Annotated in this window: 15 protein-coding genes; 13 read left to right on the forward strand and 2 right to left on the reverse strand. The window is 46.8% G+C overall.

What is annotated here, in order from left to right:
• Window positions 1-35: 35 nt before the first annotated feature.
• Both MKY23_RS06885 and MKY23_RS06890 read left to right on the forward strand, forming a co-directional pair.
• Entirely contained in the window at window positions 36-668 is a 633-nt protein-coding gene (locus MKY23_RS06885; RefSeq protein ID WP_090918449.1) for a YigZ family protein, read from the forward strand.
• Window positions 669-673: 5 nt separating this feature from the next.
• Window positions 674-1,276: a TetR/AcrR family transcriptional regulator gene (locus MKY23_RS06890; protein WP_090918057.1), complete on the forward strand. Its 603-nt coding sequence runs from the start codon at window positions 674-676 to the stop codon at window positions 1,274-1,276.
• A gap of 176 nt (window positions 1,277-1,452) precedes the next feature.
• Here the strand turns inward: MKY23_RS06890 and MKY23_RS06895 are convergent, their stop codons facing one another.
• Entirely contained in the window at window positions 1,453-1,854 is a 402-nt protein-coding gene (locus MKY23_RS06895) for a secondary thiamine-phosphate synthase enzyme YjbQ (protein ID WP_154890900.1), read from the reverse strand.
• Between the two features lie 422 nt (window positions 1,855-2,276).
• Between MKY23_RS06895 and cysT the strand changes: the two genes are divergently transcribed.
• The 11 genes from cysT to MKY23_RS06950 all read left to right on the forward strand — a co-directional run bounded on the left by cysT (window position 2,277) and on the right by MKY23_RS06950 (window position 11,720).
• Window positions 2,277-3,092 (forward strand): sulfate ABC transporter permease subunit CysT, encoded by an 816-nt coding sequence (gene cysT, locus MKY23_RS06900; protein ID WP_339836567.1) that lies wholly within the window; start codon window positions 2,277-2,279, stop codon window positions 3,090-3,092.
• Window positions 3,089-3,886: a sulfate ABC transporter permease subunit gene (locus tag MKY23_RS06905; RefSeq protein ID WP_090918049.1), complete on the forward strand. Its 798-nt coding sequence runs from the start codon at window positions 3,089-3,091 to the stop codon at window positions 3,884-3,886. The genes cysT and MKY23_RS06905 overlap by 4 nt, the downstream gene beginning before the upstream one ends.
• Window position 3,887: 1 nt before the next feature.
• The gene (locus tag MKY23_RS06910) at window positions 3,888-4,952 is read left to right on the forward strand and encodes an ABC transporter ATP-binding protein (protein WP_154890902.1); all 1,065 of its coding nucleotides are present in this window, start codon (window positions 3,888-3,890) and stop codon (window positions 4,950-4,952) included.
• 46 nt (window positions 4,953-4,998) lie between these two features.
• Window positions 4,999-6,066, forward strand: coding sequence for a sulfate ABC transporter substrate-binding protein (locus tag MKY23_RS06915; protein WP_339836572.1), 1,068 nt, complete (start codon window positions 4,999-5,001; stop codon window positions 6,064-6,066).
• Window positions 6,067-6,192: 126 nt separating this feature from the next.
• Window positions 6,193-6,639, forward strand: a complete 447-nt coding sequence (locus tag MKY23_RS06920) for a hypothetical protein (RefSeq protein WP_154982772.1) — start codon at window positions 6,193-6,195, stop codon at window positions 6,637-6,639.
• A gap of 234 nt (window positions 6,640-6,873) precedes the next feature.
• Window positions 6,874-7,668, forward strand: coding sequence for an MBL fold metallo-hydrolase (locus MKY23_RS06925; RefSeq protein ID WP_339836577.1), 795 nt, complete (start codon window positions 6,874-6,876; stop codon window positions 7,666-7,668).
• A gap of 367 nt (window positions 7,669-8,035) precedes the next feature.
• Complete coding sequence (locus tag MKY23_RS06930) at window positions 8,036-9,019, forward strand: RNA polymerase sigma factor (RefSeq protein ID WP_339836580.1); 984 nt, start codon at window positions 8,036-8,038, stop codon at window positions 9,017-9,019.
• Between the two features lie 18 nt (window positions 9,020-9,037).
• On the forward strand, window positions 9,038-9,619 hold the full coding sequence (gene clpP / locus MKY23_RS06935) for an ATP-dependent Clp endopeptidase proteolytic subunit ClpP (protein WP_339836582.1): 582 nt from the start codon (window positions 9,038-9,040) through the stop codon (window positions 9,617-9,619).
• Window positions 9,620-9,854: 235 nt separating this feature from the next.
• A complete protein-coding gene (locus MKY23_RS06940; RefSeq protein WP_339836584.1) occupies window positions 9,855-10,229 on the forward strand; it encodes a GntR family transcriptional regulator in 375 nt (124 codons plus the stop codon).
• Between the two features lie 5 nt (window positions 10,230-10,234).
• Window positions 10,235-11,101, forward strand: coding sequence for an ABC transporter ATP-binding protein (locus tag MKY23_RS06945; RefSeq protein WP_090918037.1), 867 nt, complete (start codon window positions 10,235-10,237; stop codon window positions 11,099-11,101).
• On the forward strand, window positions 11,094-11,720 hold the full coding sequence (locus tag MKY23_RS06950) for an ABC-2 transporter permease (RefSeq protein WP_154958484.1): 627 nt from the start codon (window positions 11,094-11,096) through the stop codon (window positions 11,718-11,720). Before MKY23_RS06945 ends, MKY23_RS06950 begins: the two co-directional genes overlap by 8 nt.
• A gap of 513 nt (window positions 11,721-12,233) precedes the next feature.
• Here MKY23_RS06950 and MKY23_RS06955 read toward each other — a convergent pair.
• Window positions 12,234-13,640, reverse strand: a complete 1,407-nt coding sequence (locus MKY23_RS06955) for a PLP-dependent aminotransferase family protein (protein ID WP_261764447.1) — start codon at window positions 13,638-13,640, stop codon at window positions 12,234-12,236.
• Between the last annotated feature and the right edge of the window lie 109 nt (window positions 13,641-13,749).

Raw genomic sequence — 13,749 nt, forward strand, 5'->3', positions numbered from 1 at the left:
GTAAAATGGATGATTTAAGGAAAGTTGGATTGGAAATGATTGAACGTTATCGAACGGTTCGAGGATCGGGACAACTGGAAATTGTGATCAAGAAATCACGGTTTATCGGTCATATTATGCCGGTCTCAACTGAGGAAGAAGCTATTGCTTTTATTGATGATATCAAGAAAAAGCATTGGAATGCGACACATAACTGCTCGGCGTACATGATTGGAGAGCGGGATGAGATTCAGAAGCAGTCCGATGACGGGGAGCCGAGTGGTACAGCGGGTAAACCTATTCTTGAGGTGATCAAGAATCAGCAATTAAAGAATGTAGCGATTGTTGTTACAAGATACTTCGGGGGAATCATGCTTGGCGCTGGTGGACTTATTCGTGCGTATACAGATGGTGCTGTGGCAGCGATTGAAGCAGGTGAAGCCATTACCAAAGTGTTGCATCGAGAAGTATTTGTCGAACTGGATTATACGTGGCTTGGGAAAGTGGAAAATGAGTTAAGGGGCCGGGAAGTGCGTACAGGTGAAACGGCTTTCACCGATAAAGTTACGTTAACGTGTCTTCCGCCGGATAGTGAAACCGAGGCATTTATCGCCTGGATCACGGATTTGACGCAAGGGCAATCCCGGATCACGGAGGGACAGCGGCTTTATTTTATTGAAGGGGAATAAAATATATGGCTAGAAGAGCAGTCGAACAGGAGTTGTCGAGGGAGCGGATACTGGAGGCGGCGAGGCATCTTTTTATTACCAAAGGATACCGCGCCATTTCGATGCGAAGCATCGGCCAGCATCTTGGCTATAGTCATGGGTCGCTGTATTATCATTTTAAGGAAAAAGCAGAATTGTTCTATGCGATCGTGGTGGAGGATTTCAACCATCTGGGACATCTACTGTTGCAAGCCATGGTCAGGCCGGTTGCAGGCGGCGTGAACAAAGTGGAGCATATTTTGATGGAGTTTATTCGATTTGGTCTGGAAAATCCATATCAATACGAGATTATGTTTATGATTCGGGACGAGGAGTTGTTGTCCTATTGTCGTACGGAGCAGGGACGTTGTTTCGAACTGTTTGCGTCGATTATCAGGCAGTATATGAAGGAAGAGGGCTGTGCCGAAGAAGATATTCAGCATGTGCCGCGTACTTTGTTTCTGGCTATGCACGGATTCATATCGTATCATATTCAAGATCGTTTAACGTTTGCGGAGATCGAATCCTCTGCGTTGTCTCATGTGAAAGTATTGTGCCGTAACTTGGGTCAGCAGCCTGGCGTGCAATAATTTGCCGCTTATGCCTGCCCCTACACTTCAAGGCGGTGATTGATCATAACATTAACTCTTTATTACGTTATCATGCGAAAGATATTATTTTCATACGCTGAAGATGAAGACAGGCGTTCCTAACCCCGGTACAGGGTGGAGCGCCTGTTTGTGTTTGTCTTTTTTGGAGATGGAACTTAACCTTCCATAATTTTAATAAAATACTCCCGGTTACGCGGTCCATCAAATTCGCAAAAATAGACTCCTTGCCAGCGTCCGAGAAGTAGTCTGCCTTCATGAAGGATGACAGTCTGTGATGGACCGGTAGTTATTGATTTGAGGTGAGAGGCCGTATTGCCCTCGGCATGACGATACTGAGGGTGCTCCCATGGGTACACCTCATCGAGACGTAACAAGACATCATGTTTAACATCAGGGTCGGCATTTTCATTAATAGCAATGCCAGCTGTTGTATGTGGACAATAAATGAGTACGGTGCCATTCTGCACGCCGCTGCTTTGCACAACTTGTTTGACTTCCCGTGTGATATCCTTCATTTCATCTCTTGCAAATGTTGATATATTTTGTGTGTATAACATGTCTTTCCTCCTTGTCGTTGTAATGGCTCTCCTCAATTTTAACTCCTCAGATAGTAACTTAACCACCTGAAGATCAACAAAACTCATTGATTCTACAGGTAGAAATAAACGATTTATAAAAGGATGTATACAAGGATGAAGGCTACACAAATGTTTGATTACATTGAACGGAATTTCGCCAATGTAATGTACTGAAATCGTTTATTAAAAATGGGGAAATTTGTGTATTCGAGGCATCAAATAGTTCGAATAAAAGCATTGACGATCAGCACTGCAAACTGGTAAAGTATCAGATAAGCAAAAACCAAGTAGACTAATGGGAATAATAATAAAGTAAACTTATCCAACTCAGGAAAATGTCGTATGAAGTCAGGTAGACTGCCGACCGGAGTTAAAGCCGGAGGCTGGGAGGGAACACAGTAATGAACACCGTTCTTCGTCACAAGGGATGGACTTGGGGTTTTCGCAGTACCGTATTGTTATATTTCATCGTGCTCATTGTACTTCCAATCATCGGTGTATACGCCAATTCCTTCTCCGAAGGATGGAGCAATTTTGCTGAGAGTATCATGGACCCGATCGCATGGAAGGCGGTGCTGTTAACGGTACGTCTGGCCGTGGTCGCCGCTATAATTAATGTGGTCTTAGGAACCATGATTGCCTGGGTGTTAACCAGATATCGATTCGTTGGCAGATCCTTTCTTAACAGTCTCGTCGATTTGCCTTTTGCGTTACCAACAGCCGTAGGCGGTCTGATGATTATGCTGTTGCTCGGCCCGATCAGTGCTGTCGGAAAACTGGCTGAATCCATGGGGTTTGAAATTGTTTTTCATCAGCCTGCAATTGTGATTGCGATGACCTTTGTTACCTTTCCTTTTGTCATCCGGGCAGTGCAGCCTTTGCTGGAAGAGATCGATCCTTCCGAGGAAGAGGCTTCGTACACGATGGGTTCTTCCAAGGCACGTACATTCATGCAGGTCATTCTTCCATCTATGGCTCCTGGCATGATTAGCGGCGGAATGTTGGCTTTTTCCAGAGCGCTCGCTGAATTTGGCGCGGTTGTACTGGTTGCCGGTAATATTCCAGGCAGAACACTAACCGCTTCTGTTTTTATCTATGGTGAGATTGAAAGTGATAACCCGACTGGGGCTGCTGCCGTATCCGTGTTGCTACTAACGCTCTCCTTCCTGATCCTCTGGCTGATCAATCTGGTACAGATGCGGGGGAGAAGAAGATGAGAAGACTCTTAATCGGACTTACGTTTGTAGTATTCACACTGCTGTTGATCATTCCTCTTGGACGGATTCTGATTGGCGCATTTGAGGATGGTGCAGGCGGCTTTGTTAAAGGCATTATGCGTCCTGAAGCGCTTCACGCTCTGATGATGACAGGGTTGGTCGTTCTGGTGGTTACCCTGTTAAATACATTGTTTGGCATCATGATGGCCATTTATCTGGTCCGCGCAGGATGGCTGAGTGATCGGGTGAAAGGACTGCTTAACAGCATTGTCGATTTACCTTATGCGGTATCGCCGGTTATTGGCGGTTTGATGATTGTTTTGTTGCTTGGACCAAACAGCATCATGGGAGGTTTTTTTGAGGGCATCGGATTTAATGTGGTGTATGCTTTTCCAGGCATGGTTATTGCCACGTTGTTCGTTACGTTCCCGTTGATGGTAAGGGAAGTTATGCCCGTCCTGCAAGAGCTAGGTTCGCAGCAGGAAGAGGCGGCTTCCACACTTGGAGCCTATGGCTGGAGAACGTTTTGGAGTGTTACCTGGCCTTCCATCCGCTGGGCAGTGGTCTATGGTCTGGTTCTGACGGTAGCGCGTTCACTGGGAGAATTCGGGGCGGTATTGGTCGTATCCGGTAACATTATGAATAAAACGCAGACAGCAACAACACTGGTGTATCAGGATGTAGAGAATTTCAACGTGTCAGCCGCAAACGGTGTGGCATTGGTGCTGGTAACCTTCTCCGTAGGACTGCTGCTCCTGATGGAATGGGCCAAGAAGCGAAAGGAAGTGCATTAAGATGCATGTAGAAGTTCGTGATCTGAACAAACACTTTGGTGATTTTCATGCGGTAAAAGATGTCTCGTTCGATATTGCCAAAGGACATCTGATCGGTTTGCTCGGCCCCAGCGGAGGCGGGAAAACGTCGATTCTGCGTATGCTAGCAGGGCTTGAAAGCCCAGGGTCGGGCGAGATCCGCTTCCACGGAAAAGTCGTGAATCATCTGCCGCCTCAAGAGCGAGGCATTGGATTTGTATTTCAGAACTATGCGTTGTTCAAACATATGAGTGTTTTTGATAATATTGCGTTTGGTCTCAAGGTGAAAAAGACACCCAAAGCCCAGATTCGTGATCGCGTGATGGAACTCGTTGAGCTGACTGGGCTGAAAGGTTTCGAACAGCGTTATCCGCACCAGTTGTCAGGTGGACAGCGTCAACGTGTGGCCTTTGCCAGAGCGCTTGCGCCTGAGCCACAGTTACTGCTTCTGGACGAACCGTTTGCAGCCATTGATGCAAAGATCCGTCAAGAGCTTCGTTCATGGCTGCGTGAGTTGATCGAGCGGGTAGGCATCACGTCCATCTTTGTTACTCACGATCAGGATGAAGCCATTGAAGTAGCAGATGAGATTATGATTATCAGCCAAGGTCGTTTGGAGCAAAAGGGTACTCCTTGGGATATTTATAAAAATCCGCAGACCCCATTCGTGGCGACTTTTATTGGGGAGTCTACGGTGGTGGAGGATGCCTCTCAGCTGAAAGGTTTCGAACATGCTGTGCATGGTGGCAATACGCGCGCACTGATCAGACCCGAGTATATCGAGATTGGACTCAAAAACGAGTTCACGATGTTGTCTGCAACGGAAAAAGGCATTGTGAAACATCTCCACTTCCGCGGTAGTGAATGGATGGTTGAAGTTGAGGTGGAGGGACATAAGCTCATCACTTATCGCTCATTGGAGAAAACGACACTGGAGATCGGGCAAACGATTCGTGTGCTTGTGCACCGCGCCTATTTGTTCAACGACTCGGAGAGCTGGGTTGTTGAGAACCGACTGAAAGAAGATCCGATGCCTGTCATGATCTAGAGCCTGTTATGTTAAGAATAAAGCAGAAATGAAAGAAGGAGCGGCCATGCAGACGAGCCAAAACAAAAAGAAATTTATACCTCTATACGTGATCCTGATGCTTGTGCTCGTCTGTGTGACTGCCGGATGTAGCAAGCAGGAGCCAGGGCAGCCAGACGGGGTTTCGAGTGGGGATTCTTCGAACACACTGGTTATTGGTGCATATAGCGTAGCGAAGGATGCGGTAGGTGAACTGTTGCCCAAGTTCCAGGCAGAATGGAAAGCCAAAACGGGACAGACCATTAATTTTCAAGAGTCTTATGAAGCCTCAGGAACTCAAGCCAGAGCGATCGTCGGCGGGTTCGAAGCGGATGTAGCCTTGCTGGCGATGGAAAGTGACATCGACAAACTGGTGAAGGCCAAGCTGGTCACTACGGATTGGAAACAAACGCCGAATGAGGGCATGATTACTCGTTCAATCGTTGTGCTGGGAACACGAGCAGGAAATCCACTTGGGATTAAAGATTTTCAGGATTTAACCAAGCCTGGCGTAAAGGTGCTGTATCCTAACCCGAAAACATCCGGCGGTGCACAGTGGGATATTAATGCGATCTACGGTGCAGGATTGAAGCTGTCGGAGGAGAAAGAGGGTAAGAAAGACCCTGCCGCAGCCAAAGCATTTCTGGAAGAGGTGCACCAGAACGTTGAATCCCTGGATAAGAGTGGCCGTTCCTCGATGGCTGCATTTGAATACGGTGTAGGCGACGTCATCGTAACATACGAGAATGAGTTACTCGCTCGAATTGCAAAGGGTGTAGATTATGATATCGTGGTGCCGAAAAATACGATACTCATCGAAAATCCTGCAGTGGTGGTGGATAAATACGCTGACAAACATGGCAATCGGGAGCTGGCGGAAGCCTTTATCGCATACTTGCGGACACCTGAAGCGCAGCGTATTTTTGCGAAACACGGCTTCCGCTCGGTAGACCCGGATGTATTTGCCGAGACGAAAGAATCGTTCCCGACACCAGCGGGACTGTTTGATATCAACTATCTGGGTGGATGGGATGAGGTTCGTAAGACGCTCTATTCCAAACGCGGCGTATGGTATCAGGTGCTGGCAGGACTGTAGCAGCTAATGTGAACCTTCATTTTACGGCATGCCGAGATGGAGGTTTTTTACTACGAAAAGGTTATAATAGGAAGTATACTAATACACATGTTGGCATAATCGTAATTGCAGAGAGGTGTGACCGTAATGAGTACAGAGATCAAATTGTCCCAAAGCACAGCGATTCGGCTGGAGCAGGCCCGCGGCAAGGGCATGCCAGAAGCGGATATATTAAAAGCGATTCAAGCCAAGGATGTAGCGGCATTTGATAGCGTATCCGAAGAGCATTATCGGTACGATACGTTTTTCTCCTATGCGGACGAGCATGGTGAGGACTTGGAAGGGGCTCTACAGAACGGGTATCGAATTACGTTTAATACGCGTGGAGGACTTGGAATTTGGCTGGAAAAAGCATTTAATCTGCAAGCAGACAAGGATTTCGCGGTGGGTGAGGGGATCATCACCGGTTTGCAGTTGACTGCAGAGCAGGCTGAGGTGCTAGAGCAACGTCTGGCATGGAACTGGGTCATCACGGATGCCTCAGAGGTTCCTGCTGGCCGTGAACTGACGTTGAAACTGCGTGCGCTGGTGTGAGCGGACGCATATGGAATCATCGTGTCTGAGGCTGGGTTTCTCCAGCCCGGTCAGACGACAGACTTTCCCGGCCAGCTGTGATGAGCTGTGAGTGGGGGAGTCTTTTTTTTGCAAAAGCGGAGGTAGGGGATTACAATTTACATAAAATATTTGTGGCACAACTTTGTTGATTACGAAGGAAGAGACATCACATCTGAGCTGAATCGGCTTCAGGGAGCGAGAGGGGAATGCGGAATGAATCAGCTCACATTTCTGGGCACAGGCGACGCCATGGGTGTCCCAAGGGTGTATTGTAGTTGTGAGGTATGTGCAGAGGCGAGGCAGACAGGAGAGAATCGACGAAAACGTTCATCGGTCATGATTCATGATGGTAGTCACGTGGAAGATCAGCCTGAAGACGGGATGTTTATGATCGACTGCGGGCCGGACTGGCGTTCCCAGATGGAAGATCAGGGGATGCGGATGGTGCACACGTTACTGATTACACATGCGCATTTTGATCATATCGGCGGTTTGCCGGAATGGGCAGATGCGTGCCGCTGGCTAGGCATGAAGGGAAAACTGTATGCCCCGCGTGAGGTAATTGTTACTATACAGGGACAATTTCCGTGGCTCGCTCGTCACATGGATTTTATGGAAACGGATAACGGGATTGAACTCGGTGGATGGAAGGTTCGTTCCTGGAAAGTGTGTCATGGACATAACGGTTTTTCCTATGCATATCGGCTGGAGCGTGAGGATTATGCGTGGGCGTACTGTTCGGATGCTATAGATTTGAAGGAAGACGAGAGGGAACCGTTGTATGGACTGGATCTACTGGTATTGGGCACAAGTTTTGTGCATGAGCTGGCGGAGTTTTCGACGCGTTCGGTGTATGATATGCAGGAGGCGCAGGAGCTTTTGCGAGAGTTGAAGCCGGGACACACCTATTTTACACATATGTCCCATGATGTAGATGTAAGGCAGGACTATAAACTGGATCAGGGCATTACCATAGCACGAACAGGCATGACGGTGACGCTGGGCTAAGGTTCGATGTCGATGCGAAATCAGGATTCGGCATTAAAATTGGAGAACCGGAGATCTAGGAATAGTTTTGTTTTGAAAAAATAATGAAGAAGAGCGTATCCTTTACAGGAGGTTCTTCGTTTACATAATGAAACACTTAATTAATATAAGTTGAACTATTTTTTACACTATAACGGAGAGGACAGAAAAAACCTGAAAAAGCGAAGCGATCGCCTTTATCACCGGATTTTTCCCTTTGGAAAAGGGAATCCAGAAAATCTGGAGATAACAGCGATTGGAAGGTTATTCTGTCATCGGAGTGTCCTGTGTAAAATTTTTAGTTCAAATTATATTATTAATCAGGAACAAACAAAGGGGGGCCCCCGAGATGGCCTTTGTGAAGTCCGCAGATTGCGAAGTCAACAGACTTGAGCATGAATGGAGTAACACGCGTAATTACAAGACGGATCATGTTGGAGATGGCGGAATTACCAATCAAATGAATCAAGCTAGTCCAATAAATCAGATTACTACAACGAATCAGAGATATGATATGGATTGTACAAAGGATGCTGTTGGGAAACGTATTTCGCACCCCATGTTGCACGATATATTGCCTGACCTAATGGCTTCACTCTATGCATATTGCTTGTCATTGACCAAATCAGTGACAGAGACAGAGGATCTCGTACAGGAAACCTGTCTTAAGGGATTATCGTCAGAGATGGTGCAAGCTTCCGAAAGATCAAACGCGTCGTTTAATTGGGAGGCTTATCTGATTCGGATTGCACGCAATACATGGATTGATGGAATTCGTAAGCAGGAGAAGCTGCGATCTATTCTCGCGGAGATGAAAGCTGTGATGTCCGAATGTACGGAAGAAGAATCATTTGAAGAGCTAGAGACTGCGGTGCAACTGTTAGTTCACACCTTGCCACCATGGCAACGAGCAATCTATATTTTACGTGAAATCATGGGATATAAGACGGCAGAAACCGCTGAGATGCTGCATACAACCGAAGGTGCTGTAAAAGCGGCATTAAGCCGTGCCCGTACAGCTTTAACCAAGGTTAGGCATACATTGGAGGAAGCAGGGATGGATGCTGCATTGGAACAGGCGACGATGGAAGAGCACGCTGATCTGGAGCAAGAGCAGCTCCGCAGTTATCTGATGGCTTTCCGCCAAGGGGATACCGCACGTCTAATTGATCTGTGCCTGAATCGCACGGACGATCCGATGGCTGTAGCGGGTACGATTTTGCAGCAGACTCTGCCGTCTCAAGCGATGCAGCCATTGATGTACGGTTATGCCACTTCGAGCACGATTTCGATGCCTTATGGAGGTGGATATACGGTAATCATGGCTGCCTAATATAAGGAGGCGACATATATGAACGTTGTACCTTACGTGGTAGAACAGACCGCTCGCGGCGAGCGGAGTTATGATATTTATTCACGCTTGTTGAAAGACCGCATCATTATGGTGTCAGGAGAGATTGAAGATCAGATGGCCAATGCCATTATGGCCCAATTATTGTTTTTGAGTGCCGAGGACCCGGATAAAGATATTCAGATGTACATTAACAGTCCGGGGGGATCTGTGACAGCGGGTTTCTCGATTTATGATACGATGCAGTTTGTGAAGCCGGATATTTCGACGATCTGTACCGGTATGGCGGCGAGTTTTGGTACGATTTTGCTGGTGGGCGGCACCAAGGGGAAACGAATGGCGTTACCGAACAGCGAGATTATGATTCATCAGCCGCATGGAGGTACACGCGGGCAGGCATCCGATATGCTGATACATGCAAACCGGATTATCCAGCACCGCCAGCGTCTGAATCAGTTGCTTGCAGACCATACAGGCCAGCCGCTGGAGCGCATTGAAAAAGACTCTGACCGCGATTATTTCCTCACCGCAGCCGAAGCGGTGGAATATGGTCTGGTGGATAAGGTTGTTACAGGTGCGTAGTGTCACCTTAGATGGAATTGACGAAGCGAGTGACACAGACAGCAAATATAATCGAAACGACGGATGTAAAGATTTGGACGACAGGGGACTGTCGTTCTTTTTTTTGTTTTTTCTATTGGAGGTAAGAAAATGGATAAAAAAGGTTGACCTAAACCGGATATAGTGTGTATATTATATATATACACTATGCCTGGTTATTAATATGAAACAATGGCAATGAGGTGAAGGAACGAACATGAATATACGGATATCCAATGCATCAAGCGATCCCATCTATATCCAGATTTTATCCCAGATTCGGCAGAGCATTCTGAACGGAGAACTGGCAGCAGGAGACCATCTTCCTTCCATCCGTCAACTTGCGAAAGATCTGCAAGTCAGCGTCATTACAACGAAACGTGTATATGAAGAGCTGGAAAAGGATCAGTTAATTGATTCCGTAGTTGGCAAGGGAAGTTTTGTATCCGGTGCAAATCAGGATTTTATCCGGGAGAGACGTATGAAGCAATTAGAAGCGAAGATGCTTGAGGTTATTCAGGAGAGCAAGGAACTGGGCATGAGCACACAGGATTTGATTCATCATCTTACTTTGCTGTTAGAGGAGGAATAGGCAAGATGAATGCGATAGAATTGCGGAATGTTACGAAAGGGTATCCGTTATTTAAGGTGGATAACATATCCACAGATGTGAAACAGGGATTTATCACAGGGCTCATTGGCCCAAACGGAGCTGGAAAAAGTACATTAATCCGAATGATTACCGGACTCATCCATCCTGATCGGGGAACAGTGAGAACGCTGGGCAGTGAGAATCCAAGCGGTGATGTGGCTGTCAAGCAGCGGCTCGGTATTGTGTCCGATGAATGCTTTTATTATGAACATTTGACCATCCGGGAGATGTCACGTTTAATTGCTCCTTTTTACAGTCGCTGGGACCATGCCGTGTTCAAGAGTTATTTGGAACAATTTGAATTGTCTCCGAAAAAGAAAATCCAGGATTTATCCAAAGGCATGAAAATCAAATTCTCGCTTGCGGTTGCTCTGTCTCATGATGCCGATCTGCTTGTCATGGATGAACCAACATCCGGTCTTGATCCGATTTTTCGGAGGGAGTTGCTTGATCTACTGGCTGACATGATTCAGGACGAGTCCAAATCCATCATTTTCTCGACACATATTACGACGGATCTGGAGCGGATCGCGGACTATATCGCTTTTGTTAATCAAGGCAAGCTGATTTTCAATGAAGCCAAAGACGACGTACTTGAGCGCTACACCATTGTGAAAGGCGATATGGATCTACTGGATGCGGATACCCGGCGTCAATTCGTTGGCATACGTGAAACATCGATTGGTTTTGAAGCGTTATCGGACAACAAAGTGGAGGCACAGCGTATGTTCGGCAGTGAGGCTCTTTTGCATAGGCCCGCGCTGGAAGACTTGATTTATTTCACGGCAAAAGGAGGACGTCAACATGCTTAATCTGCTTCGCAAAGACTTTATTGCACTGAGAAGTTCGTTGTGGATTATTGCTCTGTATGTGGTGATTTTCAGCTGGGCGTTTATCCCGAAGATGGAAATGTCCATGTATCTCGTAGGGATTTATACGGCTTTTGGCTCGATTATGCTAGCTACGATGATTGATATCAAAAACCATAATCATAACTTTTTAGTTACACTTCCAGTCAGTCGCAAACAGATCGTGCAAGCAAAGTATCTGTCTTCCATTCTCTATTCCCTGTTTGGAGTGCTTGTATCCTACGGCATTCACAAGATTGTTAGCCTGAATTATCCTGAACTCAACAAACCTCATTATTCCCTGTTGGATATCCTTATTTCTATGGGGTTGGTATTTATACTGGTATCTATTTATATGCCACTTTTCTATGCACTCAGCAAAAAGGGAGCAGGCATTATTAATACGGTTTTCTTCGTTTGTTTAATTGTTCTTGCTCAACCGACTGCGTTTATTCTTGATGTTGCGGGTAAAGATGGGCTGATCACAACACCCATTATCGTGGGGATTGCCATAGCCATAGTGACCTTGTTTTTTGTTTCGTATGTCGTCACGATCCGGTTATTCGAGAGAAAAGATCTGTGAGCGGATTGACTGCATGGACTCGAAGCGGGCGCTAACGATCACAGATGAGCCTATTTGCTCCATTTCAGGTGATTTAAGAATGTAACGATCTCAGGAGACGCTATTTTAGTTATTTCGATGGAAAATGGGTAAAAATCACATGTTTCCATTGAAATAAGGTCACTGGTGATCGTTACATTTTTAGGTTGTGAAAAACGCCTAAATAAGATTTCTGGTGATCGTTAGCGTTGGCATGAAGTGGACATCGATGTGCCCACAGAGGAAACAGCCATTTTGATTATAGACAAAAAGTGGTCTGACCTAAGCCTTGGACACCTCTCCCCATTTTCGTTGACTCTCTGAGCTTTCGTTGACCCACTGTCAGTGGGTACATTCAGAATTCTGCACACTTCTAAGACTTGGCGAGGTTCAATCCACTCTTCAAACTTCCTTATCCAGCCTAAATTCCGGTACTCCTTCGAGTCTTTGTTGCTCTTACTAGTTCTCTTCATCGATCCCAAACTAAGTTTCTTTTTAACTTCTCGCCGCTAAAGTGATCAGTCTGTCCATGCCTTCCCGAATCTGCTGTTCACGGGCGTAGGAGAAGGAGAGACGGAGTTTGCGGCTACCTGATGCGTGTGAGGGATCAAACACGGTGCCAGGCACAAAAGCAATGGAGTGCTCCATGCTTTGGTGTAACAACCTGCCTGTGTCGATCCCCTCGGGAAGCTCGGCCCAGATGTTCAGACCGCCCTCGGGGCGTGTCCATGTCCAGTCTGTCTCCAGCAGACACTGCTCCATCACTTCCATTCGAAGTTGAAGTGCAGTTCGAAGTTTGGACAGATGCTGATGCATACGATCCGACTGGAAGTAACGTAGAAACAGCTTCTGATTCAGTAGTGGTGATCCGTTATCTGTCAGGGCTTTGATCGCCTGGAGTCCTGCCATAAGATGTGAACGGCACATAATGGCTGCGATTCGCAGACCCGGAACAACGTATTTGCTGTAGCTGCGGATGTACAGTGTATGTCCAGAAGTATCATAAGTGAAGATTGGCGCAGGCGGTTTTTCTTTAAAATAAATATCGTATGTGCTGTCATCCTCCACCAGGAAACAGCCATATTGTTCAGCCAGTTCAGGTAACTGTTTGCGTTGCTCTACAGATATGCTGATGCCTGTTGGGTTTTGGAACGTCGGCGTCATATAAAAGAGGCGTGGCTTCTCTGTTTTCATCAGATGCTCAATCTGCTCCAGATCATACCCGTCGGGATGGATATCGGTAAAAACAAGCCGTGCACCCTGTTTGCGGAAAATTTCCATGGCAGGGCCGTAAGTTGGTCGCTCAATCAGTACCCGATCTCCGGGCTTGACCAGTGCACGGGAGATGACATCAATCGCCTGTTGAGCACCGGATGTAATCAGTACTTCGTCAGAGGACAGGTAGAAGCGTTCTTTTGCCGTCAAATGGCTGGCTAGACTGGTACGAAGCTCTAGATCGCCTTGGATCGTTGAGTAAGTACCGAGTAGACGAGGATATTGATCTAACAGATCGCGCATCAATTCGCCCCAATATCGGTTGGGTAGTAGTGCAGGATCGATTAATGATTTGGAAAACTGATATTCCGCTTCCAGTGATTGGACCCGGTCAAGTGTGTCCCAATGGAGCCAGGCCGACACGGAGGGATCATCTCCCTGATCTGTATCGGATAGTGGTTTGGCTGGACTGACGTAATAACCAGATTTGTCTCTAACATAGACGATCCCACGTTGTTTTAACTCCTGATACGCTTTGAAAACCGTTAGCCGGTGCACGCCGAGCAGTTCGGACAAGCTTCGTACCGAAGGAAGTTTTTCCTGTTCAACCCACTCCCCAGCCTCAATCCGTACCATGAGATAGTGGATAACTTGCTCGTACCGTTTCATGCTGTTGTCTGCCATCATTACCGTTCTGCTCACCCGACCCACGCTCCTTTTGATCTCCATTGTAACAGCAAAAGGGAGGTAACTGTTCTATTTTGTTCATTCTGTTCTATAGACCATGAGCTATGAT

The sequence above is a fragment of the Paenibacillus sp. FSL R7-0272 genome, assembly GCF_037969905.1.
In the GTDB taxonomy this organism is placed as follows: Bacteria; Bacillota; Bacilli; order Paenibacillales; family Paenibacillaceae; genus Paenibacillus; species Paenibacillus polysaccharolyticus.